Source organism: Pseudoalteromonas sp. B160, assembly GCF_037162485.1.
Lineage (GTDB): Bacteria > Pseudomonadota > Gammaproteobacteria > Enterobacterales > Alteromonadaceae > Pseudoalteromonas > Pseudoalteromonas rhizosphaerae.
This window is the reverse complement of record NZ_JARLUX010000001.1, coordinates 608,938-630,901: the sequence shown is the minus strand read 5'-3', so window position 1 is coordinate 630,901 and position 21,964 is coordinate 608,938. Positions and strand designations below refer to the sequence as shown.

Below are 21,964 nucleotides of genomic sequence, written 5' to 3'. Positions count from 1 at the left end.
TTTTAACGTTTTAAAAATTGTAGGTATTGCTCAGTCTTAGCTTCTGAAAAGCCATGGCGTAGGAGAACTTGTGCGGCCTCACCATTATTTACAATGGTGTTGAAACCGTTTTCTAATTGTATTAATTGTTGCTTACTTTGCACAGCAGATTTGGAAAAAATAATATATAGGTAGTGGGACGCTAAATGAGGAGGGATATATACGATTGACTGTCCTGTTTGTAATTGTGGATGATTGTTTAACCAGTACTCACCGACTTCTTTGGTACCAGCTACTAAATCAACGCGGCCAAGCTGTAACACGCGTAAGCTGCTGATCAAGTCATTAGTCGCTGTAATAGCTAAATTATGTTCACTACTAAAACCCTCGCTAACTATATAATTACTACCTTTACTTATGCTGTATGGCTGTAATGACGTTAAACTGCCATCGTAATTTATTTTGCTACTTTTTCGTTTAAATAATCCAGTAAATGACTTTGCTAATGGTCGTGAATAGTGGAATGTTTTTTCTCGCTCGGCGCTATAATAAGCCCCTAAAAGAGCTGTTCGCTTATTTTTTTCAAGTAATCTTAGTGCACGAGCCCAAGTTGTAAACTCAATGCTAGCTTCAATATCTTGGCTTGCTAATGCAGTAATAATAATATCAGCTAACCAACCTTGTTGCGGCAGTTGCTCTGAAAAATACGGGGAAAAGGCTCGGTAACAAAAAGCCATTTATCTTGGCTGTATGTATGGCCTGCGTAAAATAAACAAATAAGTATGAAAAATAATTTAAGCATTACGACCAGTACTAAAAACTATCAATATCGTAAGCGTAGACAATATTTTATATTTGTGCGAATGGTTCACTCACTAGTTCTTGTGTCTGTGCGGTAACAACTAAATAAGAGCCTTGAGTATACCAATCACCCAGCACTGTGCGAGTGAGTGTTTGCTTATCTACTTCATAATGATGCACATTAGGGCGATGGGTATGGCCATGGATCATATGTTTTACTTGGTGTTTTGCAAATGTTGCTAGTACCGCTTGTTCAGTAACATCTAATATTTCAAGCGCTTTACCGGTTTGATTTTGCTTTGATTTTTCTCTGGCATTTTGCGCAACTTTACGACGATACCAAAGTGGCATAGCAAGCATTAATCTTGGCCACCACCAACTGCGGCCTTTTTTACGAAACTTTTGATATTCAATATCTTGTGTGCACATTTCATCGCCATGCAAAATGACAGTGGGAGTGCCATATAAGTCAATTACCAGCTGTTCGGGTAATAAAGTCATTCCTGCTTGTTTGGCGTATTTATCGCGCATAATGAAATCACGATTGCCATGCACAAAATATACTGGGGTGCCGTTATCACTCACTACTTTTAAATGCTTTGCAACTTCAGTTGAGAGTGCAGTTACATAGTCATCACCAACCCATACTTCAAAAAAGTCACCAAGTATATATAGCGCGTCTACATCCTTATTAATAATATGCGTATTTAAAAACTGATAAAAAGCTGCACTGATATCTGGGCGATTTTCACTTAAATGGAGGTCGGCAATAAAGTAGGTTTGGCGAGTCATAGGTAAGTCTTTTAAAAATAAATAAAGCGGGCATATACGTATAGCATAGATACCCGCTAAAACGCCACGTTACGTGGGTAAGCGTACTATTAGTTTACAGTTACGCTTGTGATGATAACGTCATCAAGAGGTACGTCTTGATGAAAGCCTGTGCTACCTGTAGCAACGGCTTTAATTTTTTCTACTACGTCCATGCCTTCAACAACTTCAGCAAATACACAGTAACCCCAGCCTTGAGATGTTTCGCTGTTGAAGTTTAAGAAGTCATTGTTATTCACGTTAATGAAAAACTGTGCTGTTGCTGAATGTGGATCAGGAGTACGTGCCATAGCAAGTGTACCAATCTTATTAGAAAGGCCATTGTTTGCTTCATTTTGAATAGGATCATGCACTTCTTTTTGTGTCATACCTGGTTCAAAACCACCGCCTTGTACCATGAAACCATCAATTACACGGTGAAAAATAGTGCCGTCGTAAAAGCCTGCGTTAGCATACTGTAAAAAGTTTTTAACTGTGTTTGGCGCATCTTCTTTGAGCATGTTAATGGTGATATCACCAAAATTTGTGTGTAGAACAACCATGTGGTTTCCTATTAGCTGATTTATTTGCCGCTATTTTATCTTAGTTAGCTAAGATTAACAAAGTGCTTATTCAATTGATAAAGCGCTAGAGCAGGGGCTTTTCAAGTGTTAACATAGCGATTCAAGTAAATAGTCAAGGACTTAAAATAAATGGTAAATATATACAACACACTCACGCGTCAAAAAGAGCAATTTAAACCTATGGTCGACGGCAAGATCGACATGTATGTGTGTGGTATCACCATTTATGATTATTGTCACATTGGTCATGCCCGCACATTTGTTAGCTTTGACGTGATCGTACGTTATCTTCGTCACATTGGTTATGATTTAAAGTATGTACGCAATATCACCGATGTTGATGACAAAATCATTAAGCGTGCGAATGAAAATGGCGAAGCGATTAATGACTTAACTGTGCGTATGACAAAAGCAATGCATGAAGATTTTGATAGTCTAAACATGTTGCGTCCAGACATTGAACCTACAGTCACAGGTCATATGGACGAAATTATCGAAATGGTTGAACGACTAGTTACTAAAGGCCACGCCTATGTTGCAGCCGACGGCGATGTTTTATTTGACGTCTCAACGTTTGAGCAATACGGTGCATTGTCACAGCAAGATTTAACTATGCTACAAGCCGGTTCGCGTGTTGAAGTAGCACAAGATAAAGATGATCCACTTGATTTTGTGTTATGGAAAAAAGCCAAAACGGGTGAACCATCATGGATATCACCGTGGGGCGAAGGTCGTCCAGGTTGGCATATTGAATGTTCGGCAATGAGCTCAAAGCATTTAGGTGAGCATTTTGATATTCATGGCGGTGGTTCAGACTTACAGTTTCCACACCATGAAAATGAGATTGCGCAATCATGCTGTGCAAATAACGGCAAGTACGTCAATACCTGGATCCATACGGGTATGGTACAAGTAAATAAAGAGAAGATGTCAAAATCATTAGACAACTTCTTTACTGTTCGTGATGTACTTAAAGAATATGATGCTGAATCGGTTCGTTATTTTTTAATTTCTGGTCATTACCGCAGCCAGTTAAATTACTCGCAAGAGAACTTAGATCAAGCACGTTCGTCGCTTGAGCGTATTTATACGGCACTTCGTGGTGTTGAGCCTATCAGTTGTGATTTAGCAACAAATGAACATGTGGCTAAATTTAGAAAAGCAATGGATGACGACTTTAATACACCAGAAGCATTACCGGTGTTATTTGAATTAGCCAAAGAGCTAAACCGTGTAAAAGACGTTGATGCTGAGCAAGCGGGTAAGTTAGCATTTGTTCTGCGCAGTCTTGGGGAAGTTTTAGGGGTTGCTCAACAAGCACCAGAGGCATTTTTACAAGGTGGCCAAGCAGATGACGAAGTTGCCCAAATAGAAGCGTTAATAGTTAAGCGTAATGAAGCGCGCGCGAGTAAAGATTGGGCTGCGGCTGATGAAGCGCGTGATGCTTTAAATGCACTTGGGGTGATACTGGAAGACTCTGCAGGTAAAACTACATGGCGTAAAGCGTAATTAATTACCTTACTAGTGCCAGTCAAATAGGCATTGCTAAATAAGACATATTTTAGTAAGTATTATTTTAGTAAGTATTTTATTAGTAAGTATTACAAAGGGTTGCCAATTTGGCAGCCTTTTTATTTTTTCTAGCTTGACCTCAACTTAACCTTAGGTTTTACCTTTGCGTTTCTTAGTTATTTTGAAAGGAATGAAATGAATATTTTTCTTGCCATGATCCCTGCTTTTTTATGGGGCACCACCTATGCGGTCACTAAATATGCCACCCCAGATTGGCCGCCAATATTACTTGGCGCGTTACGAGCATTACCTGCGGGTTTACTGTTATTTGTGCTTAAACCATCATGGCCTAAAGCAAAACAGTGGCGCGGTTTAGTATTATTAGCTGTGGTTAATATTGCCCTGTTTTTTAGTTTTATTTTTATTATGGCGGTTAATTTACCAGCGGCAATTGCCGGTGTTGGTATGGTCTCTGTGCCTGTGGTTGCGTTGATTTATGCGTGGGTTTTTAAAAGGCAGCGTCCAGCGTTTTTGCAATCGGTGTGCGCACTTATATTAGTGATTTTGGCTTGGCGATTATTTGATCCCCAGCATGTCACGATTAATGCCTTAGGAGTATTCGCTTTAATTGGTGCGTTGTTAACAATTGTTGTTGGTAGTACTTTAGTGCAAAAAATGTCTACCCACACTCATTGGTGGACGGTATTAACATGGCAGCTGATCATTGGCGGATCATTGTTATCATTAGTAGCAATGACTCAAGCTATTTACTTTGATCCACAACAATATCAAGTACTTGCTAATGGTGTCAGTTCAATACAGTGGCTTGCATTATTTTGGTTAATTGTGCCAAATACAGCGCTTGCGTATATCTTGTATGTTTGGTTACTTGGCCGCATGACGGTGGTTGAGTTTACTTTCGGTACGATTGCTAATCCGATCGCAGGTATTATTTGCGCCGTTGTATTACTAAGTGAGCACTATCAAGTTTGGCAATATACGATAATGGTTTTAATGATTTTCTTCTCTGTGCTGCCGCAATTGTTAAAGCTAACACGGCGCCAGCGCTCAGCTAAAATAGTCTAACAAATAACAACAAAGGGTTGCTAAACAGCAACCCTTGTTAATTCTTGATGCGACGTTAGAGGCTAATTAGCTATGGTATTTTTCACAGGCCTCAAGAGTATTTTCAATCAAGCTTGCTACTGTCATTGGGCCAACGCCGCCAGGTACTGGCGTGATGAAATGTGCTTTTTGCTCAGCGATATCATACTGTACGTCACCGACTAATTTGCCGCTATCTAAACGATTAATGCCTACATCGATCACAATTGCACCTTCTTTAACCCAATCCCCAGGAATAAACTCAGGTTTACCAACTGCCACAACTAACAGATCAGCACGGCGTACATGAGTTTCTAAATCTTGCGTAAATTTATGACACACAGTGGTTGTACAACCAGCAAGTAATAGTTCCAATGCCATAGGACGACCAACAATATTTGAAGCGCCAACAACAACTGCATGCATGCCTTTGTATTTTACACCGGTCGAATCAAGCAGTGTAATAATACCTTTTGGCGTACAAGGGCGAAGAGCAGGCATACGCTGTGCTAAACGGCCAATGTTATAAGGATGAAAGCCGTCAACATCTTTGAGTGGAGTGATATGTTCAAGGATTCTTTCAACATCAAGACCTGCGGGAAGAGGAAGTTGTACTAAAATACCATCAACTTGTGCATCGTTATTGAGCTCATCAATTAAATCTAATAATGCTTGCTCGTTTGTATCTGCTGGTAAATCAAATGATTTAGAAATAAAGCCAACTTCTTCACAGGCTTTACGTTTTGAACCTACATAAACTTGGCTTGCAGGATCTTGCCCTACAAGTACAACTGCAAGTCCAGGTGCTCGCAAACCGTTTGCAACACGTTCACTTACTCTTTGTGCGACTGCACTGCGTACTTGTTTAGCTATTGCCTTACCATCGATGATGTTTGCCGTCATGGGTGACCTTTAATTGGGGTTAGTTAACTTAATACCGATACTTTAAAAACGAATGCATACAGAAATAGGGGTAATATAATGCTAATAAAGAACACGTTCTTTATTATTCGTTTTTAATATGCTTACTATTTTCGCAGAAAAGCGCTAATGCGCCAAGTTGCTTTTCTGATATACCCGCTAATTATATAAAACAGTTGAAATTTTAGTTGATCCTCACAATATTTAACCATTATGAACTAAAAATGACCGATTGATTTATTTTCTTAAAAAAAGGTTTGACCTGACACGGTCAAATCACTATTATGCACCCCGTTGTCAACGAGGTCACTCGCTAACAATAGTAAGCATCGGCGATTAGCGCAGTTTGGTAGCGCACTTGGTTTGGGTCCAAGGGGTCGCAGGTTCAAATCCTGCATCGCCGACCACTTTCTCAATTATAAAGAATGGTAGTGATTGGTTTGGGTATGTCCCATGCAGTCACAGGTTAAATGCTGAAAAGCAGACCACTTTCTATTATAATAGATTGGCTTATTGGTAAACTATGAAGTTTTCGATGCGCCCATAGCTCAGCTGGATAGAGCAACGCCCTTCTAAGGCGTCGGTCGAAGGTTCGAATCCTTCTGGGTGCACCATTTGAAAACATGTAAATATAGCGGTGGTTGTAGCTCAGTTGGTAGAGCCCTGGATTGTGATTCCGGTTGTCGTGGGTTCGAGCCCCATCAGTCACCCCATTTACAAAAGAATATCGGCGATTAGCGCAGTTTGGTAGCGCACTTGGTTTGGGTCCAAGGGGTCGCAGGTTCAAATCCTGCATCGCCGACCACTTTCTCAAAAAGTGGTCTCAAATACAAAGTTTGAGTGTTCAATGAAAACGAAGTTTAATACTTCAATATCGGCGATTAGCGCAGTTTGGTAGCGCACTTGGTTTGGGTCCAAGGGGTCGCAGGTTCAAATCCTGCATCGCCGACCACTTTCTTAAAATCTATAAAAATTCTAAAAATTATTTATTAACTTAAAATTTCATTTATTCTCTTCTTGATAGCTGATAGCTGATAGCTGATAGCTGATAGCTGATAGCTGATAGCTGATAGCTGATAGCTGATAGCTGATAGCTGATAGCTGATAGCTGATAGCTGATAGCTGATAGCTGATAGCTGATAGCTGATAGCTGATAGCTGATAGCTGATAGCTAAAACGCCTACTTTTCATTCGCTATGCTTGCTTAATCCGCTATCTGACCAAATAATTGCCCCCTAGACTCGACTATCATAAATATTAGGTTATAATGCCGCGTCTATTGTTTAACATAGTGCCCGAAGGGCAGAGCAGCATTGGTATCTTATAGTGAAGATGGGGTTGATAAGTCGCTTAAATGACTTTAAACGTGCCAAAACGCATAGTGATTACCGTGTTTGTAAGGAAGGCGAACAGTCGCCAAAATTGAAGATTGAGGTATATCATGCAAGTTTCTGTTGAGACGACTCAAGGCCTTGAGCGCCGTCTGACCATCACCGTTCCTGCAGAGAACGTTGAGACCGAAGTAAAAAAACGCTTACAACAACTGTCTAAAACCCAGCGTATTGATGGTTTCCGTCCTGGTAAAGTACCAACGTCTGTAATCAACAAACGTTACGGTGGCGCAGTTCGTCAGGAAGTTGCTGGTGAATTAATGCAACGTAATTACATCGAAGCAATCGTTTCTGAAAAAATTAACCCAGCTGGCGCACCAACATTTGCTCCTAAAGCACTTGAAGCGGGTAAAGATTTAGAGTTCTCAGCAACATTTGAAGTTTACCCTGAAGTTGAAGTTCAAGGTTTAGATAAAATTACTGTAGAAAAACCAGCTGTATCAGTTACTGATGAAGATTTAGCAAACATGCTAGAAACACTTCGTAAGCAACATGCATCATGGGCTGAAGTTGATGTGGCTGCTGGCGAAAAAGACCGTGTAACGGTTGATTTCGTAGGTACTATCGACGGTGAAGTATTTGAAGGCGGAAAAGCTGAAGACTTCCCATTAGAACTTGGTCAAGGTCGTATGATCCCAGGTTTTGAAGATAACATCGTAGGTAAAAAAGCAGGCGAGGAAGTTGTTTCTGACGTAACTTTCCCTGAAGATTACCATGCTGAAAATCTTAAAGGCAAAGCAGCTCAATTCACTATCACAGTGAAGAAAGTTGAAGCGCAAGAGCTACCTGAACTTAGCGAAGAATTCGCAACTAAGTTTGGTGTAACTGAAGGCGGTGTTGACGCTCTTAAAGAAGAAGTTAAAAAGAACATGACACGTGAACTTGACCAAGCGGTTAAAGCTAACGTGAAAGACCAAGCAATTAAAGGTCTTTTAGCTAACAACGAAATCGAAGTGCCTAAAGCCCTAGTAGATCAAGAAATTGATGCACTACGTCAACAAGCTGCACAACGTTTTGGTGGCGACGCTAAAAACATGCCTGAGCTTCCAGCAGAATTGTTCCATGAACAAGCAGTAACACGCGTTAAGACTGGCCTATTATTAGGTGAAGTAATTAAAGCGAACGAGATCAAAGTTGATGATTCAAAAGTTGAAGCATTAATTGCAACAGTGGCTTCTGCATACGAAGATCCAACTGAAGTTGTAGAATACTACAAAGCAAATGATCAACTTATGCAACAAATGCGTAATGTAGCAATGGAAGAGCAAGCTGTTGAAGCTATTTTAGCTAAAGCAAATGTGACTGACGTTGAAAAAGCATTTGATGACATCATGAATCCACAGCAAGGTGCTTAATAAGTCATTGACTTAAGCCCTCGCTAACGATTAAATGGCTCGTGTTACTCTGTATTATGCAGTGTGCCCGAGCCATTTTAGTTTGTGGCCTTCAATTTCGCCAAAAAATAACTATGCTTCCTTATAATAAGGATAAGTATAAGCGCATAAGGAATTAGATAAATATGAACACTGGTATTACAGATCCACTCAATGCATTAGTACCTATGGTTGTTGAACAAACAGCGAAAGGCGAGCGCTCGTATGATATTTATTCGAGACTATTAAAAGAGCGAATCATTTTTTTAACAGGTCAAGTTGAAGACAACATGGCTAATCTGATCTTAGCGCAAATGCTATTTTTAGAATCAGAAAACCCAGAAAAAGATATCTTTTTATATATTAATTCGCCAGGCGGTTCAGTGACTGCGGGTATGGCGATTTATGACACTATGAATTTCATTAAACCAGATGTAAGCACTATTTGTGTTGGCCAAGCGGCGAGCATGGGGGCATTTTTATTGACTGCTGGTGCAAAAGGTAAACGTTATTGTTTACCTAATTCACGCGTGATGATCCACCAACCATTAGGCGGTTTCCAAGGTCAAGCATCTGATTTTGAAATACACGCCAAAGAAATTTTGTCTATTAAAGATAAACTAAACCGTTTAATGGCAGAGCATACCGGCCAACCATTAGATGTGATTTCAAAAGATACAGACCGTGATAACTTCATGAGCGCCAGCCAAGCTGTTGATTATGGTTTAGTTGATGCGGTATTTACTAGTCGCGACAGCAAGTAACAAATACAAGCTGGTAACTAACGGTGCTAGCTTGAGCTGTTTACACTGTGAAAACCAATATTTTTTGGTATAGTTAAGCGTATTAAAATAGCTGCTAAGTAGTTTGGCAGCCAACGAATAAGATGAGGTAGCTGAATGTCTGACACTCCTACAGACGGCGACAAAAGTAATAAATTGTTATACTGCTCTTTTTGTGGCAAAAGCCAGCATGAAGTTCGTAAGTTAATTGCTGGCCCTTCAGTATACATTTGTGATGAATGTGTTGAGCTATGCAACGACATTATCAGGGAAGAGATCAAAGACATTGCGCCAAAGCACAATACCTCTGATAAACTGCCTGCACCAAAAGAAATTCGTAATCATTTAGATGATTATGTTATTGGTCAAGATCACGCCAAAAAAGTACTGTCAGTAGCGGTTTACAATCACTACAAACGTTTGCGTAATCAAACCGGTAAAACGGATATTGAGTTAGGCAAAAGTAATATCTTACTTATTGGCCCAACCGGCAGTGGTAAAACATTATTAGCTGAAACGTTAGCGCGTTTATTAGATGTGCCGTTTACAATGGCCGATGCAACCACACTAACTGAAGCTGGTTATGTGGGCGAAGATGTTGAAAACATCATTCAAAAGTTGCTACAAAAATGTGATTACGATGTAGAAAAAGCGCAACGTGGTATTGTTTATATTGATGAGATTGACAAAATTTCACGTAAATCTGATAACCCGTCGATCACTCGTGATGTATCTGGTGAGGGCGTGCAACAAGCACTGCTTAAACTAATTGAAGGTACTGTGGCATCTGTGCCACCACAAGGCGGACGTAAACACCCACAGCAAGAGTTTTTACAGGTAGACACCTCTAAAATCTTATTCATCTGTGGTGGCGCATTCTCTGGTCTTGATAAAGTGATCGAGCAGCGTAGCCATAAAAATACCGGTATCGGTTTTGGGGTTAACGTAAAAGAATCTGCGGCGAGCCGTTCTTTAAGTGAAACATTTAAAGATGTTGAGCCAGAAGATTTAGTAAAATATGGTTTGATCCCAGAATTCATCGGTCGTTTACCTGTTGTGGCAACGTTAACTGAACTCGATGAGTCGGCTTTAGTGCAAATATTAAATGAGCCTAAAAACGCCTTAACGAAACAGTACGGCGCATTATTTGGTATGGAAGACGTTGAACTTGAATTCCGTGATGATGCACTGCGTGCTATCGCTCATAAAGCGATGGAGCGTAAAACAGGTGCCCGTGGTCTTCGTTCAATCGTTGAAGCGGTGTTACTCGATACTATGTACGAACTTCCTTCAATGGAAAACGTCAGTAAAGTCGTGATTGACGAAACCGTGATCAAAGGTGAATCAGATCCTATTTTGATTTATCAAAGCGCTAGCCAAGATAAAGCAGCGTCTGAGTAAAATTTACTCATTTTGATAATAAAAAGGAGCCTAGTGCTCCTTTTTTTATAATTTATTTAATCCAGTTGCGTTAAATTGTTGAACTTTACTTAGGTTATCCCCATATACTTGAGTAATCTTTAAAATAAATGAAGAGCGAAGAGAAAAATAATGACGCTTGAGAGAACAGATCGAGTCGAAATCCCGGTGCTAGCACTGCGCGATGTCGTGGTATATCCGCACATGGTGATCCCGCTTTTTGTAGGCCGTGAAAAATCAATAAAATGCCTTGAAGCGGCAATGGATAAAGACAAACAAATTTTCCTTGTTGCGCAAAAAGACGCGACCGTGGATGAGCCTGAGCAAGATGATATTTACCGTGTTGGTACCATAGCCACGGTATTACAATTGCTTAAACTACCTGATGGCACAGTCAAAGTACTGGTTGAAGGCACACAGCGAGCAAAACTAGAAAGCTTTATTGATAATGAAGACTTTTTTGTTGCTAATGCGCAGTTTATTGGTTCAGAAGAAATCGATGAGCAAGAGCAAGATGTATTTATTCGCAGTGCCATCAGTCAGTTTGAAGGCTATGTAAAGCTAAATAAAAAAATACCACCAGAGGTGTTAACCTCGGTCAGTGGCATTGATGAAGCGCCGCGCCTTGCCGATACTATGGCAGCGCACATGCCGCTGAAAGTGCCTGAAAAGCAAAAAGTACTCGAAATCACCAATGTTACAGAACGTCTTGAATATTTAATGGCGTTGATGGAAGGTGAAATTGATTTACTGCAAGTTGAGAAAAAAATTCGTACCCGCGTTAAAAAGCAGATGGAAAAGTCGCAACGTGAGTATTACCTCAATGAGCAAATGAAAGCCATTCAAAAAGAATTAGGCGAGCTTGACGACGTACCAGATGAATTCGAAGCACTGAAAAAGCGCATTGAAGAATCAGGTATGAGCAATGACGCGCAAGAAAAAGCGAACTCTGAACTTGCTAAGCTTAAAATGATGTCGCCGATGTCGGCAGAAGCCACGGTTGTGCGTTCATACATAGACACATTAATTAATGTGCCATGGAAAAAACGTTCGAAAGTGAAAAAAGACTTAGCGGGCGCACAAAAGATTTTAGACAGCGACCATCACGGTCTTGATAAAGTCAAAGAACGCATCATTGAATATCTCGCCGTGCAACAGCGTACCAATAAACTCAAAGGACCAATTTTGTGCCTTGTGGGTCCACCAGGTGTTGGTAAAACGTCATTAGGTCAATCGATTGCTCGCTCGACAGGGCGTAAGTATATTCGTATGGCACTAGGTGGTGTTCGTGATGAAGCAGAAATTCGTGGTCACCGTCGTACTTACATAGGTTCAATGCCAGGTAAGTTGATTCAAAACATGAGTAAAGTGGGCGTTAAAAATCCATTATTCTTGTTAGATGAAATCGATAAAATGTCATCTGATATGCGTGGCGATCCTGCATCGGCACTACTAGAAGTACTTGATCCTGAGCAAAATAGCCATTTTGCGGATCATTACTTAGAAGTCGATTATGACTTATCTGACGTAATGTTTGTTGCTACATCAAACAGCTTTAACATTCCTGGTCCGTTATTGGATCGGATGGAAGTGATCCGGTTATCGGGTTATACCGAAGATGAAAAGCTGAATATTGCCAAAGAGCATTTAATTGTTAAACAAGTTAAGCGCAATGGCTTAAAAGATGGCGAATTAATCATCGAAGACAGTGCAATCATCGGCATTATTCGTTATTACACCCGTGAAGCGGGCGTACGTAACTTAGAACGCGAAATATCTAAGTTATGCCGTAAAGCGGTGAAGAATATCTTGCTTGAAAAAGGCACTAAAACAGTCACTATTAATGCTGACAACCTTGAAGATTTCTTAGGTGTGCAGCGCTATGATTATGGTAAAGCTGAAGACGGCGATCGCATTGGCCAAGTTACAGGTTTAGCGTGGACTGAAGTGGGCGGTGATTTGCTGACCATCGAATGTGCCGCAGTACCAGGCAAAGGTAAACTAAGCTACACCGGGTCACTAGGCGATGTAATGCAAGAGTCGATTCAAGCAGCTATGACAGTTGTACGTAATCGCGCTGATGCATTTCGTATTAACAGTGATTTTTACGAAAAACGTGATATTCACGTTCACGTACCTGAGGGGGCAACTCCAAAAGATGGACCAAGTGCTGGCGCCGCGATGGTAACAGGTTTGGTATCAAGTCTTACAGGTAACTACGGTACGTGCTGATGTGGCGATGACGGGTGAAATCACCTTACGTGGTGAAGTATTACCAATTGGTGGCTTAAAAGAGAAACTATTAGCCGCTCATCGCGGTGGAATTAAAACGGTCATTATTCCAAAAATTAACGAACGCGACTTAAAAGAGATCCCTGACAATGTATTGGCAGGACTTGATATTCACCCAGTTACGTGGATTGATGAGGTTTTAAAACTGGCTTTAGTACACCCAGTTGAGAGTTTTTCAGTCGAAACATCAAAAAACCAGTAAAAAAGCGAAAAAAAGTGCTTTAAAGGGCTTTTCAAATCTAGATGGTATGATAAGTTAAGCACTGGTTTTCAAGCCGAGGCCTTATGTGGCCTAGGCTGAAGAAAAATTACAATCGTATGAGCATGAAAAAGTTTGCTCTAAAATTTTCAAAATAGTGATGTTAGTTTAAAAAACAATCGCTCTTGATAATAACAATGAAAGAGGATGATATTGTGAATAAATCTCAATTAATCGATCAAATCGCAGCTGATGCTGACATTTCTAAAGCGGCTGCGGGTCGTGCACTTGATTCATTCATCGAGGCTGTTTCTGGCGCTCTTAAAGATGGCGATTCAGTAGCATTGGTTGGTTTCGGTACTTTCTCAGTACGTGAACGTGCTGCACGTTCAGGCCGTAACCCACAAACTGGCGAAACAATTCAAATCGCTGCAACGACTATCCCAGCTTTTAAAGCAGGTAAAGCGCTTAAAGATGCATGTAACAGCTAATCACTGCTCTTTAGTGAGTTAGTTTGGTAGTGTAAGAAGTTAATCGCTTTTACAGCTTAATTAACGTTCTTTCTCGCCAACTGCTTCAAGTAAAAAAGCGTATCTGGTAAGATACGCTTTTTTTACATAAGCAAGGCGATTTCTGCCTCGAATAGAATAGAGATAAATAAATGCTTGAGAAAATCAGAGAAGGTTCACAAGGACCGGTAGCTAAAATTATTTTAGGCGCGGTGATTTTATCTTTTGCCTTAGCAGGGATCGGTGGTTACTTAGGTCAAACCACAGAGCAGCCCGTAGCTGAAGTAAATGGAGTTAAAATTAGCCAAACCGAGTTTAGCCGTGCGTTCCAAAATGAACGTGCACGTTTAGAGCAACAATTTGGCGAATACTTTGCACAAATTGCTGCTGATCCAAATTACATGGCACAAATTCGTCAAGGCGTCGTTGACCGTCTAGTACAACAAGAATTGCAAACTCAACTAGCGGCCGAACTTGGTTTACGTGTTAGTGACGACAGTGTTCGTAAAGCGATTTTAGAATTGCCATACTTCCAAATTGGTGGGCAATTTAACAACGATCGTTACTTACAAGTTATCCGTCAAATGAACTTCCAACCTGACGCATTTCGTGAATATTTACGTGAAGAAATGACCCGAAGCCAGCTAATTTCAGCGGTTGCAGGCACCGATTTCGCTCTAAATAGCGAATTGGCTAATGCCGTTGCGCTACAACAGCAAACGCGTAGTATTGACTATGTCGTGATCAGCAAAGAGTCTTTACAGCAAAACGTGACGGTAACAGAGCAAGAAATTGCCGATTACTATGACCTAAATATGTCGCAGTTTTTAGCGCCTGAGCAAGTATCAGTAAACTACATTGATTTAAATGCAGCTAACCTAACACTTGAAACTCATGTTAGCGAAGCTGACGTTAAAGCATATTATGATCAAAACAAAGCACAATACGCCGAACCTGAAAAACGCCGTGTGTCGCATATCTTAATTGATAACAGTGAAGACGATGATGCAGCAAAAGCCAAAGCAGAAGACTTGTTAGCACAATTACAACAAGGCGGTGACTTTGCAGCGTTAGCAGAATCATCATCTGATGATATCGTTAGTGCTGAAATGGGCGGTGATTTAGATTGGATCGAACGTGACATGATGGATCCTGCTTTTGAAGATGCGGCATTCGCATTGGCAAACAAAGGGGATTTTTCAGACGTTGTACAATCTGAGTTTGGTTACCATATTATTCAGTTAACTGATATTCAGAGCCAACAAGTAAAAGCGTATGACACTGTTAAAGCTGATTTACGTGCTGAGCTTGAGCGTACTGAAAAAGTAAATGCATTCTATGAAAAGCAAACAGAAATGGGCGCTATTGCATTTGAAATTTCAGATACCTTAGTTGATGCTGCAGAAGTTGCCGGTGTTGAAGTACAAACAACAGCATTAGTTGACCGTAATTCTCTACCTGCGCCGCTTAATACACCAGCGGTATTAGCTGCAATCTTCTCACCAGATGTGCTTGAAGATAAAATGAACTCTGAGGTTATCGAAGTGGGCGATGAGCATGTTGTGTTAGTGCGTGTTAAAGAGCATGTACCAGCTGCAACAAAAGCACTTGCTGATGTATCAGAGCAAATTAAAGCACGTTTAGTTAGTGAAAAAGCATCAGAGCTTGCGAAAGAAAAAGCAACAACGCTGTATGCTGAGATTGAAGCTGGCAAGAGCTTAAATGACCTAGTAACTGAGCAAAGCTTAGAACTTCGTCAAGAAGCGGCACTAACCCGTCAAGCTTACACTGTTTCGCCTGCAATCGTTCAACATGCCTTTAAAATGGCACACCCAACTGACACACCAGTAGTTGAAAAAGTTGACCTAAACAACGGTGATGCGGCAATCGTAGCACTTAAAACAGTGACTAACGCTACTGTTGAAGGCGAAATTGACGCACAGCTTAAGCAAAATATTACTATGGCCCAAGTTAACAAAAACTACATGGTATTCATTGAAGCTTTAAAAGCAAATGCAGAATTAAACTTACCTAAAGCGCAAGCCGCCACAGAGTAATGCTTAATTAAATAATGAAAAGGCGCCATTGGCGCCTTTTTTTATTTTTTAACAGGCAGATATCTGAGTTCAAGTATAAATAAATTCCCCCCCAATCTACCGAACCTATTTTGATTACTTTTTAGCAGACTTAGTATAAGCTCAATAGCATTACCTCTATATTATTAAGGGAACATCATGAAATTCGAGCAGTTATTAAATAACTTTGATATGGGTATCTGTGTTGAACAGTTACAAAAAGAATCACTGTTAGACCTTGCGTTATTATTTGTCGCTGTTGATGGCTCTATTGCACAAGAAGAGTTGAGAGTCGTCGAAACCTGGGCACATAAAATTGAGTGGAATTCTGTCATTGCTCTTGATAACTATATAATTGATATGACAAGCAAATGTGTTTTGGCAGTGCAAAGTGGTGACATCGAGTCATTTATTCAGCATCGAATGACACATATTGTCGATCAATCCATGAGGGAGTTTGTATTAGAGCTGCTTAAACAAGTCATTGAAGCTGATGGTATTACCGATGAAAATGAAATTAAAGCGTTAAAAATTGTTGAATCATTAATTCAACCGGCTTAACGGGGATATTTCTGTTTCTGCGCGGGACATCTCGCGCTTATACCATTGAGTAACGGCATAAAAATATTTTATTGCTATATATCAAAACTTTGCATTGTCGGTTGTTTTAATTATTCACAAAGAGGTTAAGAAACGTTACGCTTAGAAGAAGATATTAAATACTCACAAAAGAGTTAGAGATTAGACATTTTTGTGCCATGAACGGGCATTAAAGTGACTTGTTATATGTTCGCTTTTAGCAGTTTGGGTTTCGTTGCTATCAAGCCAACCAACGCGATAAATTTAATGCCGAGCTACTCTGGCTTTTCCTAGAATCTAGCACCTATACAATTCTTTTCGCTAAAACTTACCGCTTAAAGTTCTACCTTCAGCAACTTAGCAACTTCTGAGTGACTTTTGATTGTGGCTTTTGGAATACATCCTCTGTTCTACCGTATTCAACAATTTCACCGTGATCGAGTACTACAAGTTGATCGCTGATGTGGCGTACTAAACTTAAGTGGTGAGTGATCAAGATATAACTGAGACCCGTGTCCTGTTGAAGCTTGAGTAGCAGGTTGACGGTTTGTGCGCGTACAGAAGGGTCCAGAGATGATAATGCTTCATCAAGTACTACAACCTTAGGGTCGAGTATTAATGCACGTGCTAGAGCGACACGTTGCAGCTGGCCGCCACTAAACATATGTGGGTAGTAATACTGATGGTCGTTTAATAAACCTACTTTAGACAGTGTTGCGGTGATTTTTTCAGCGCGAGTTACTTTATCCAAAGAAGTATTATATTGCAGGCAATCGTCGAGCATATCGCCGATCGTTAAACCTGGGTTTAGCGAGGCTTCGGAGTCTTGAAAAATCATTCTAATATGGCGGCATTGCTGATCGCGAACGCCTTTGTTTTCGATGATGTTGCCATCGAGTAGGATTTGCCCAGCATCTGCGCTGTCTGCTCCAGCGAGTAATTTTGCTAGGGTACTTTTACCTGAGCCAGTTTCGCCAATAATAGCCAGTGTTTCACCTTGCTCTAAACAAAACGAGATGTTTTTTAATACCTCAAAACGCTTACGTGAAAATAACCCTGCACGCAGGTTAAAGCTCTTTGACAAGGCTTGCACTTTTAACAGAGGTTGCATTATTTCATCACCTTAATGAGAGGGAAATGACACGCATAACTATGACCATGTTGTTTAGTTAAAGGCGGTGTTACCACACAAGCTTTTTGTGCCTGCGGACAGCGAGGACCAAGGCGACAGCCTATAGGTAAATGCTGTAAGGTTGGGATTGTCCCTTTTAGTGCATAAAAAGGTTCTTTATGGGCAAGCCCTTGCTCATAATCCGGTAAGCTTTTTAATAATGCTTGTGTATAAGGGTGGCGAGGCTGGGCAAAAATACGCTGGGTTGGACCTGCTTCAACCATTTGCCCGCAGTAAAGTACATGCATGCAATGAGACCAATTAATGATTTCTTCAAGTTCATGGGAGATCATTAAAATTGACATGTTTTTAAGTTGATTTAAACTTTTTAATAACCGGAATACCTGTGCTCGTGTGGTACTTTCAAGAGCTGTAGTTGGCTCATCGGCAATCAGTAACTTAGGTGTACGAGCAATGGCCATAGCAATCATGACCTTTTGACAAACGCCTTCTGAGAGCTCGTGAGGATAGCTCGATAGTACTTTTTCGTGATCTTTAATGCCCACTTTGTGGATCAGCGCTTTTACTCGGTCCTTACGTTCACGGTTTCGCTTTAAGAAAAACCCGGAGCCTGTTATTTCTGGGAGCGTTTCGGCTATTTGCTCAAATATTTTTGCGGTAGGATCAAGACAACGACTAGGATCTTGATAAATCATTGCGATGTCACTGCCTACAATTTTACGCCGTTGTTCGCTTGATAAGCGCATTAGATCCACACCGCGCCAATGCATACGGTCGGCGGTGATGTGCCAGCGTTTATTTAATACACCCACAATGGCTTTAGCAATTAAGCTTTTACCTGAGCCAGATTCGCCCACTAATGCATGTACTTCACCTTCTTTGAGGCTCAAGTTCACTCTATCTACGGCGCGAATAACGGTATCAGAGGTGCGCAGCTCTATGGTCAGATTTCGTATATCAAGTAATTGCATTTAGTCAGCCTTACGTGCTTTGAGCACTTGGCGTAGTCCGTCGCCCACTAAGTTGGTCGACAGCACCGCTAAAAAGAGTAATACCCCAGGCAAGCCAACGGTCCAAGGTGCTAAATAAATTAAACCCAGATTTTCAGCTAAAATTGCACCCCACTCTGTGGTTGGTGGTTGTGCCCCTAGTTTTAAAAAGCCCAAAGCGGAAATATCTAAAATAGCGGTTGATAATGCCATAGTAAAAATAACCACAATATGCTCATAAATATTTGGAAAAATCCCTCTGGAGAGAATATGCCAGTTCGATGCGCCATCAAGTTTAAATGCAGTAATGTAATCTTTATTAAGCTCAGTGACGATGAGGTTGCGCACCGAGTGAATAAATTGCGGTAATAGCGCTAAAATAATTGCCCACACGGTATTCATCAGGCCTGGGCCTAATATCGCAATAATAATAATCGCTAATAATAAAGACGGTATTGATAAGGTTATATCAAGTAGATGATTTAAAAAGCTTGAGCGAATACCTCGGCTAATGCCGGCAAATGTGCCTACTAACACACCTATGATGGTGGTGATCAGCGCAGCAATGACTGATAAGCCAAAGGTATAAGTTGCGCCATTCATAAGCCGTGAGAGTACATCGCGACCTAAGTCGTCAGTACCGAGTATAAAACGTACATCGCCCATTTCATGCCACGATGGAGGAATAAGTAACGCATCACTGTGTTGCTGGTTTACCCCATATGGTGCAATCAGTGGTGCAGCCGCAGCTAAAATAGCAAAGGCGATAAAAATCCATAACCCCACTAAGGCAGGATGATTGGATTTAAATTTGCGCCAAAATCGCGCTAATGGCGATTTGTTTGACTCTTCTGAAAATAAATTAAACTTTGCCATGCGCTTGATTCCGTGACAGCGGGTCGAACAAGGTATAGGTTAATTCTGCAATAATAGTCGCCAGAATTACAAACATCGATACCGCTAATAAGCCACCTTGAATAGCAGGGTAGTCTCGTTGATAAATACTATCAATTAACCAACGGCCAACACCGGGCCATGAAAAAATCACCTCGGTGATCATCGCCAGAGTGATCAAGGTACTAAACTGCAAACCAATTTGTTTTATAACCGGTAATAAGGCATTACGTAAGGCATGATGCATAATTAATTGGGCACGGTTTAAGCCTTTGGCTCGGGCAGTTTTAATAAAACTTTGCTCAAGCACATGCAACATTGACTCTCGTGTAAAGCGCACTAATACAGTGGTTGGGTACATTGCCAGAACAATGGTCGGCAGGGTTAAATGATGCAGAGCATCAAGCATAGCCAGACCAGAATAAGGAAAGTCTGCTAATACAATATCAATCAAAATAAAGCCAGTTTGGGAGGGGATCTCGTACAGTAAGCCCATTCGCCCTGACATCGGGAACCAACCTAGTTGTAATGAGAACACCATGATCAGCAGCAAAGCTAACCAAAATACCGGCATTGAGTAGCCCACTAACGTTGTGGAGTTAATCAGTTTATCTGGCCAGCGCCGATGATAGGCCGCCGCCAAGATACCTGCCGGAACGCCAACCACAACAGAAATAATTAACGCATAAATACTCAGCTCTAACGTGGCTGGGAATAGCTCGATAATATGAGTAAATACGCTGTCGCCCGAAGCGAACGACACGCCCCAGTCGCCTTGCACAATACGCGCAATAAAAGCAAAATATTGCATTAAATAATTATCGTTAAAGTGATATTTTTCTTGTAGTTCACTGGTTTGTGAAAAACTGGTATTACTGATACCACTTAAATTACTAAGCGGATCGCCAGGAAATAAATAACTGAGTGAAAATGTAAATACACTCAAGGTAAACATCATAAATAACAGTAAGCCTAAACGGCGTAAAATATAATTTAACACCATTATTTTTTCCTCGCGTTGGCTAAGGAAATTGCGCCAAATGGGCCAAGTGGAATACCTTCTACATCGGCACTACTTGCTTGAAAACGCATACCGTGGGCAAGTGGTAATAAAGGTAGTTCACGCACTATCATCGCTTGTGCTTGTTGATAATAGGCTTTTCGTTTGGCTAAATCGGTGGTATCAAGCGCTTGTGTCAAGAGTAAGTCAAACTCAGGATCACACCAATTCGCAGGGTTTTTACCACTAAATGCCGCGGTGCAACTGAGTAGCGGGCTAAAAAAGTTATCTGGATCCGGTGTATCTGCAGCCCAACCTAATAACACGCTGTCATGGCGGTGTTCACCTATTCGTTGAATAAAGGTGTTCCACTCATACTCAACGATACTGACGTTTACACCAATTTTTCGTAAATCGCTTTGCATTAGCTCGGCCATTTTACGTGCGTTAGGATTATAAATTCGGCTCACTGGCATAGCCCAAATGGTCATATCAAAGCCATTAGGAAGGCCAGCCTCAATCAGCAGTTTTTTAGCTAGATCAGGGTTAAATCCGGGTAGTTTAGCTTGTGGTTGATATGCCCATGATGTTGGCGGTAATAACGATTGCGCACGAATACCGTTGCCGTAATAAACTGCTTGCATGATTTTTTCAACGTCAATGGCATGGGCCAGTGCTTGACGTACTCTTAAATCGTCAAATGGTGGGCGCTCGGTATTAAACGCCCAATAACCTACATTAAGATTGGTTTCTTTTTGTACGTTAATGTCGTCGCGTTGGGCTAAAATACTTAACTGTGCGCTACTTGGGTGTGCGGTTACATCGCACTCTTTAGTGAGCATTTTTGCAATTCGGGTGGTGCCATTTGGGGTGATGTCGTAAACCAACTGCTCCAGCACTACATGGTGTTTCCAATAGTCAGGATTACGATAATAACGTACTAAGTGATCGCGACGATACTCTTTATAAACATAGGGGCCAGTACCAACAGGGTATTGATCAAAAAGATTAACTTGGTCGCGCTGTTTTAATTGCATGGCATATTCGCGAGACAAAACCACTGCAAAATCAGTTGCCATATTGGCTAAAAAGCTGCTTTCGGCATTAAATAATTCAAAGCGCACTTGGTAGTCGGACACGCGAACAATTTGCCGAATTAGCTGGTCAATGCCGACACTTTGAAAATAAGGGTAATTGGCATCCCCAACAAAGTGATAAGGATTATACACATCGAATAAACGGCTAAAGGTAAAGATTACATCATCAGCGTTAAACTCTCTGCTTGGGGTAAAGTATGCAGTAGTATGAAACTTCACTCCTTTGCGCAAGGTAAAGGTAACTGACTTGCCGTCTTTACTTATTTTCCAGTCAGTGGCCAGTTCACTTTTAAATTCAGCGGTCACGGGATCGATACTGATCAAACGGTCATACAATTGATTTGCAATAATATCGATCGTCGAACCTGTGGTCGTCACTTGGGGATTGAACGACACAGGGTTAGCCTCAGCGCAATAAACTAAGCCCTGATTCTTTTCTTCTAGTGTTTTTTCTTTGGTATCTAAGCAACCCGTTAGGCATACCGTTAAGATACCAAGTAATAATTTATACACTCGTTTAGC

18 protein-coding genes, 5 tRNA genes and 1 pseudogene are annotated in these 21,964 nt (G+C 40.9%); 14 read left to right on the top strand and 10 right to left on the bottom strand.

Translation table 11 applies throughout. The annotated features are described in order from the left end of the window. Positions 1-2 precede the first annotated feature (2 nt). The 3 genes from P4S61_RS03010 to P4S61_RS03000 all read right to left on the bottom strand — a co-directional run bounded on the left by P4S61_RS03010 (position 3) and on the right by P4S61_RS03000 (position 2,153). A complete protein-coding gene (locus P4S61_RS03010) occupies positions 3-716 on the bottom strand; it encodes a substrate-binding periplasmic protein (protein ID WP_337117745.1) in 714 nt (237 codons plus the stop codon). Positions 717-828: 112 nt separating this feature from the next. After that, entirely contained in the window at positions 829-1,572 is a 744-nt protein-coding gene (locus P4S61_RS03005) for a UDP-2,3-diacylglucosamine diphosphatase (protein ID WP_145241478.1), read from the bottom strand. An 89-nt stretch (positions 1,573-1,661) separates the two neighbouring features. Further along, positions 1,662-2,153, bottom strand: coding sequence for a peptidylprolyl isomerase (locus tag P4S61_RS03000; RefSeq protein WP_337117744.1), 492 nt, complete (start codon positions 2,151-2,153; stop codon positions 1,662-1,664). 150 nt (positions 2,154-2,303) lie between these two features. On the opposite strand from P4S61_RS03000, the gene cysS reads away from it, so the two are divergent. Next, positions 2,304-3,683, top strand: a complete 1,380-nt coding sequence (cysS, locus tag P4S61_RS02995; protein ID WP_145241474.1) for a cysteine--tRNA ligase — start codon at positions 2,304-2,306, stop codon at positions 3,681-3,683. Positions 3,684-3,881: 198 nt separating this feature from the next. Further along, a complete protein-coding gene (locus tag P4S61_RS02990; RefSeq protein ID WP_182820237.1) occupies positions 3,882-4,772 on the top strand; it encodes a DMT family transporter in 891 nt (296 codons plus the stop codon). Positions 4,773-4,838: 66 nt separating this feature from the next. On the opposite strand, the gene folD is transcribed toward P4S61_RS02990, so the two are convergent. Then, on the bottom strand, positions 4,839-5,693 hold the full coding sequence (gene folD, locus P4S61_RS02985; RefSeq protein ID WP_145241470.1) for a bifunctional methylenetetrahydrofolate dehydrogenase/methenyltetrahydrofolate cyclohydrolase FolD: 855 nt from the start codon (positions 5,691-5,693) through the stop codon (positions 4,839-4,841). A 348-nt stretch (positions 5,694-6,041) separates the two neighbouring features. Here folD and P4S61_RS02980 point away from each other — a divergent pair. The 5 genes from P4S61_RS02980 to P4S61_RS02960 all read left to right on the top strand — a co-directional run bounded on the left by P4S61_RS02980 (position 6,042) and on the right by P4S61_RS02960 (position 6,663). Continuing rightward, positions 6,042-6,118 (top strand) — tRNA-Pro (locus tag P4S61_RS02980). 130 nt (positions 6,119-6,248) lie between these two features. Continuing rightward, a tRNA-Arg gene (locus P4S61_RS02975) sits at positions 6,249-6,325 on the top strand. A gap of 23 nt (positions 6,326-6,348) precedes the next feature. Next, positions 6,349-6,424, top strand: a tRNA-His gene (locus P4S61_RS02970). A gap of 15 nt (positions 6,425-6,439) precedes the next feature. Beyond that, positions 6,440-6,516: transfer RNA gene (locus tag P4S61_RS02965), tRNA-Pro, on the top strand. Positions 6,517-6,586: 70 nt separating this feature from the next. Next, a tRNA-Pro gene (locus P4S61_RS02960) sits at positions 6,587-6,663 on the top strand. Positions 6,664-6,713: 50 nt separating this feature from the next. On the opposite strand, the gene P4S61_RS02955 is transcribed toward P4S61_RS02960, so the two are convergent. Next, positions 6,714-6,902 (bottom strand): hypothetical protein, encoded by a 189-nt coding sequence (locus P4S61_RS02955; RefSeq protein ID WP_337117742.1) that lies wholly within the window; start codon positions 6,900-6,902, stop codon positions 6,714-6,716. A gap of 250 nt (positions 6,903-7,152) precedes the next feature. On the opposite strand from P4S61_RS02955, the gene tig reads away from it, so the two are divergent. The 7 genes and pseudogenes from tig (at position 7,153) to P4S61_RS02920 (ending at position 16,312) form a co-directional block, all read left to right on the top strand. Then, positions 7,153-8,457, top strand: coding sequence for a trigger factor (tig, locus tag P4S61_RS02950; protein ID WP_145241468.1), 1,305 nt, complete (start codon positions 7,153-7,155; stop codon positions 8,455-8,457). A gap of 164 nt (positions 8,458-8,621) precedes the next feature. Then, positions 8,622-9,239, top strand: a complete 618-nt coding sequence (clpP, locus tag P4S61_RS02945) for an ATP-dependent Clp endopeptidase proteolytic subunit ClpP (protein ID WP_145241466.1) — start codon at positions 8,622-8,624, stop codon at positions 9,237-9,239. 135 nt (positions 9,240-9,374) lie between these two features. Further along, positions 9,375-10,658, top strand: coding sequence for an ATP-dependent protease ATP-binding subunit ClpX (gene clpX, locus P4S61_RS02940; protein WP_145241464.1), 1,284 nt, complete (start codon positions 9,375-9,377; stop codon positions 10,656-10,658). Positions 10,659-10,808: 150 nt separating this feature from the next. Continuing rightward, positions 10,809-13,170 (top strand): annotated as a pseudogene (lon, locus tag P4S61_RS02935) (endopeptidase La). 185 nt (positions 13,171-13,355) lie between these two features. Continuing rightward, positions 13,356-13,658 (top strand): HU family DNA-binding protein, encoded by a 303-nt coding sequence (locus tag P4S61_RS02930; protein WP_337118874.1) that lies wholly within the window; start codon positions 13,356-13,358, stop codon positions 13,656-13,658. A 170-nt stretch (positions 13,659-13,828) separates the two neighbouring features. Further along, positions 13,829-15,733, top strand: coding sequence for a peptidylprolyl isomerase (gene ppiD, locus P4S61_RS02925; protein WP_182732484.1), 1,905 nt, complete (start codon positions 13,829-13,831; stop codon positions 15,731-15,733). Between the two features lie 177 nt (positions 15,734-15,910). Then, complete coding sequence (locus P4S61_RS02920; protein ID WP_145241457.1) at positions 15,911-16,312, top strand: hypothetical protein; 402 nt, start codon at positions 15,911-15,913, stop codon at positions 16,310-16,312. 367 nt (positions 16,313-16,679) lie between these two features. On the opposite strand, the gene P4S61_RS02915 is transcribed toward P4S61_RS02920, so the two are convergent. From P4S61_RS02915 to P4S61_RS02895, 5 genes are read right to left on the bottom strand one after another with little or no spacing between them, the layout of a single operon-like run. After that, positions 16,680-17,441 (bottom strand): ATP-binding cassette domain-containing protein, encoded by a 762-nt coding sequence (locus P4S61_RS02915; protein WP_145241455.1) that lies wholly within the window; start codon positions 17,439-17,441, stop codon positions 16,680-16,682. Continuing rightward, positions 17,441-18,433, bottom strand: coding sequence for a peptide ABC transporter ATP-binding protein (locus tag P4S61_RS02910; protein ID WP_145241453.1), 993 nt, complete (start codon positions 18,431-18,433; stop codon positions 17,441-17,443). The genes P4S61_RS02915 and P4S61_RS02910 overlap by 1 nt, the downstream gene beginning before the upstream one ends. Then, complete coding sequence (locus P4S61_RS02905; RefSeq protein WP_145241450.1) at positions 18,434-19,327, bottom strand: ABC transporter permease subunit; 894 nt, start codon at positions 19,325-19,327, stop codon at positions 18,434-18,436. Next, entirely contained in the window at positions 19,314-20,348 is a 1,035-nt protein-coding gene (locus P4S61_RS02900; protein WP_337117740.1) for an ABC transporter permease, read from the bottom strand. Before P4S61_RS02900 ends, P4S61_RS02905 begins: the two co-directional genes overlap by 14 nt. Then, positions 20,348-21,955: an ABC transporter substrate-binding protein gene (locus P4S61_RS02895; RefSeq protein ID WP_145241446.1), complete on the bottom strand. Its 1,608-nt coding sequence runs from the start codon at positions 21,953-21,955 to the stop codon at positions 20,348-20,350. Before P4S61_RS02895 ends, P4S61_RS02900 begins: the two co-directional genes overlap by 1 nt. Positions 21,956-21,964 lie beyond the last annotated feature (9 nt).

Coding starts and splice junctions, on each gene's coding strand:
- P4S61_RS03010 (WP_337117745.1), bottom strand. CDS start 716: ATGGCTTTTTGTTACCGAGCCTTTTCCCCGTATTTTTCAGAGCAACTG.
- P4S61_RS03005 (WP_145241478.1), bottom strand. CDS start 1,572: ATGACTCGCCAAACCTACTTTATTGCCGACCTCCATTTAAGTGAAAAT.
- P4S61_RS03000 (WP_337117744.1), bottom strand. CDS start 2,153: ATGGTTGTTCTACACACAAATTTTGGTGATATCACCATTAACATGCTC.
- cysS (WP_145241474.1), top strand. CDS start 2,304: ATGGTAAATATATACAACACACTCACGCGTCAAAAAGAGCAATTTAAA.
- P4S61_RS02990 (WP_182820237.1), top strand. CDS start 3,882: ATGAATATTTTTCTTGCCATGATCCCTGCTTTTTTATGGGGCACCACC.
- folD (WP_145241470.1), bottom strand. CDS start 5,693: ATGACGGCAAACATCATCGATGGTAAGGCAATAGCTAAACAAGTACGC.
- P4S61_RS02955 (WP_337117742.1), bottom strand. CDS start 6,902: ATGAAAAGTAGGCGTTTTAGCTATCAGCTATCAGCTATCAGCTATCAG.
- tig (WP_145241468.1), top strand. CDS start 7,153: ATGCAAGTTTCTGTTGAGACGACTCAAGGCCTTGAGCGCCGTCTGACC.
- clpP (WP_145241466.1), top strand. CDS start 8,622: ATGAACACTGGTATTACAGATCCACTCAATGCATTAGTACCTATGGTT.
- clpX (WP_145241464.1), top strand. CDS start 9,375: ATGTCTGACACTCCTACAGACGGCGACAAAAGTAATAAATTGTTATAC.
- ppiD (WP_182732484.1), top strand. CDS start 13,829: ATGCTTGAGAAAATCAGAGAAGGTTCACAAGGACCGGTAGCTAAAATT.
- P4S61_RS02920 (WP_145241457.1), top strand. CDS start 15,911: ATGAAATTCGAGCAGTTATTAAATAACTTTGATATGGGTATCTGTGTT.
- P4S61_RS02915 (WP_145241455.1), bottom strand. CDS start 17,441: ATGCAACCTCTGTTAAAAGTGCAAGCCTTGTCAAAGAGCTTTAACCTG.
- P4S61_RS02910 (WP_145241453.1), bottom strand. CDS start 18,433: ATGCAATTACTTGATATACGAAATCTGACCATAGAGCTGCGCACCTCT.
- P4S61_RS02905 (WP_145241450.1), bottom strand. CDS start 19,327: ATGGCAAAGTTTAATTTATTTTCAGAAGAGTCAAACAAATCGCCATTA.
- P4S61_RS02900 (WP_337117740.1), bottom strand. CDS start 20,348: ATGGTGTTAAATTATATTTTACGCCGTTTAGGCTTACTGTTATTTATG.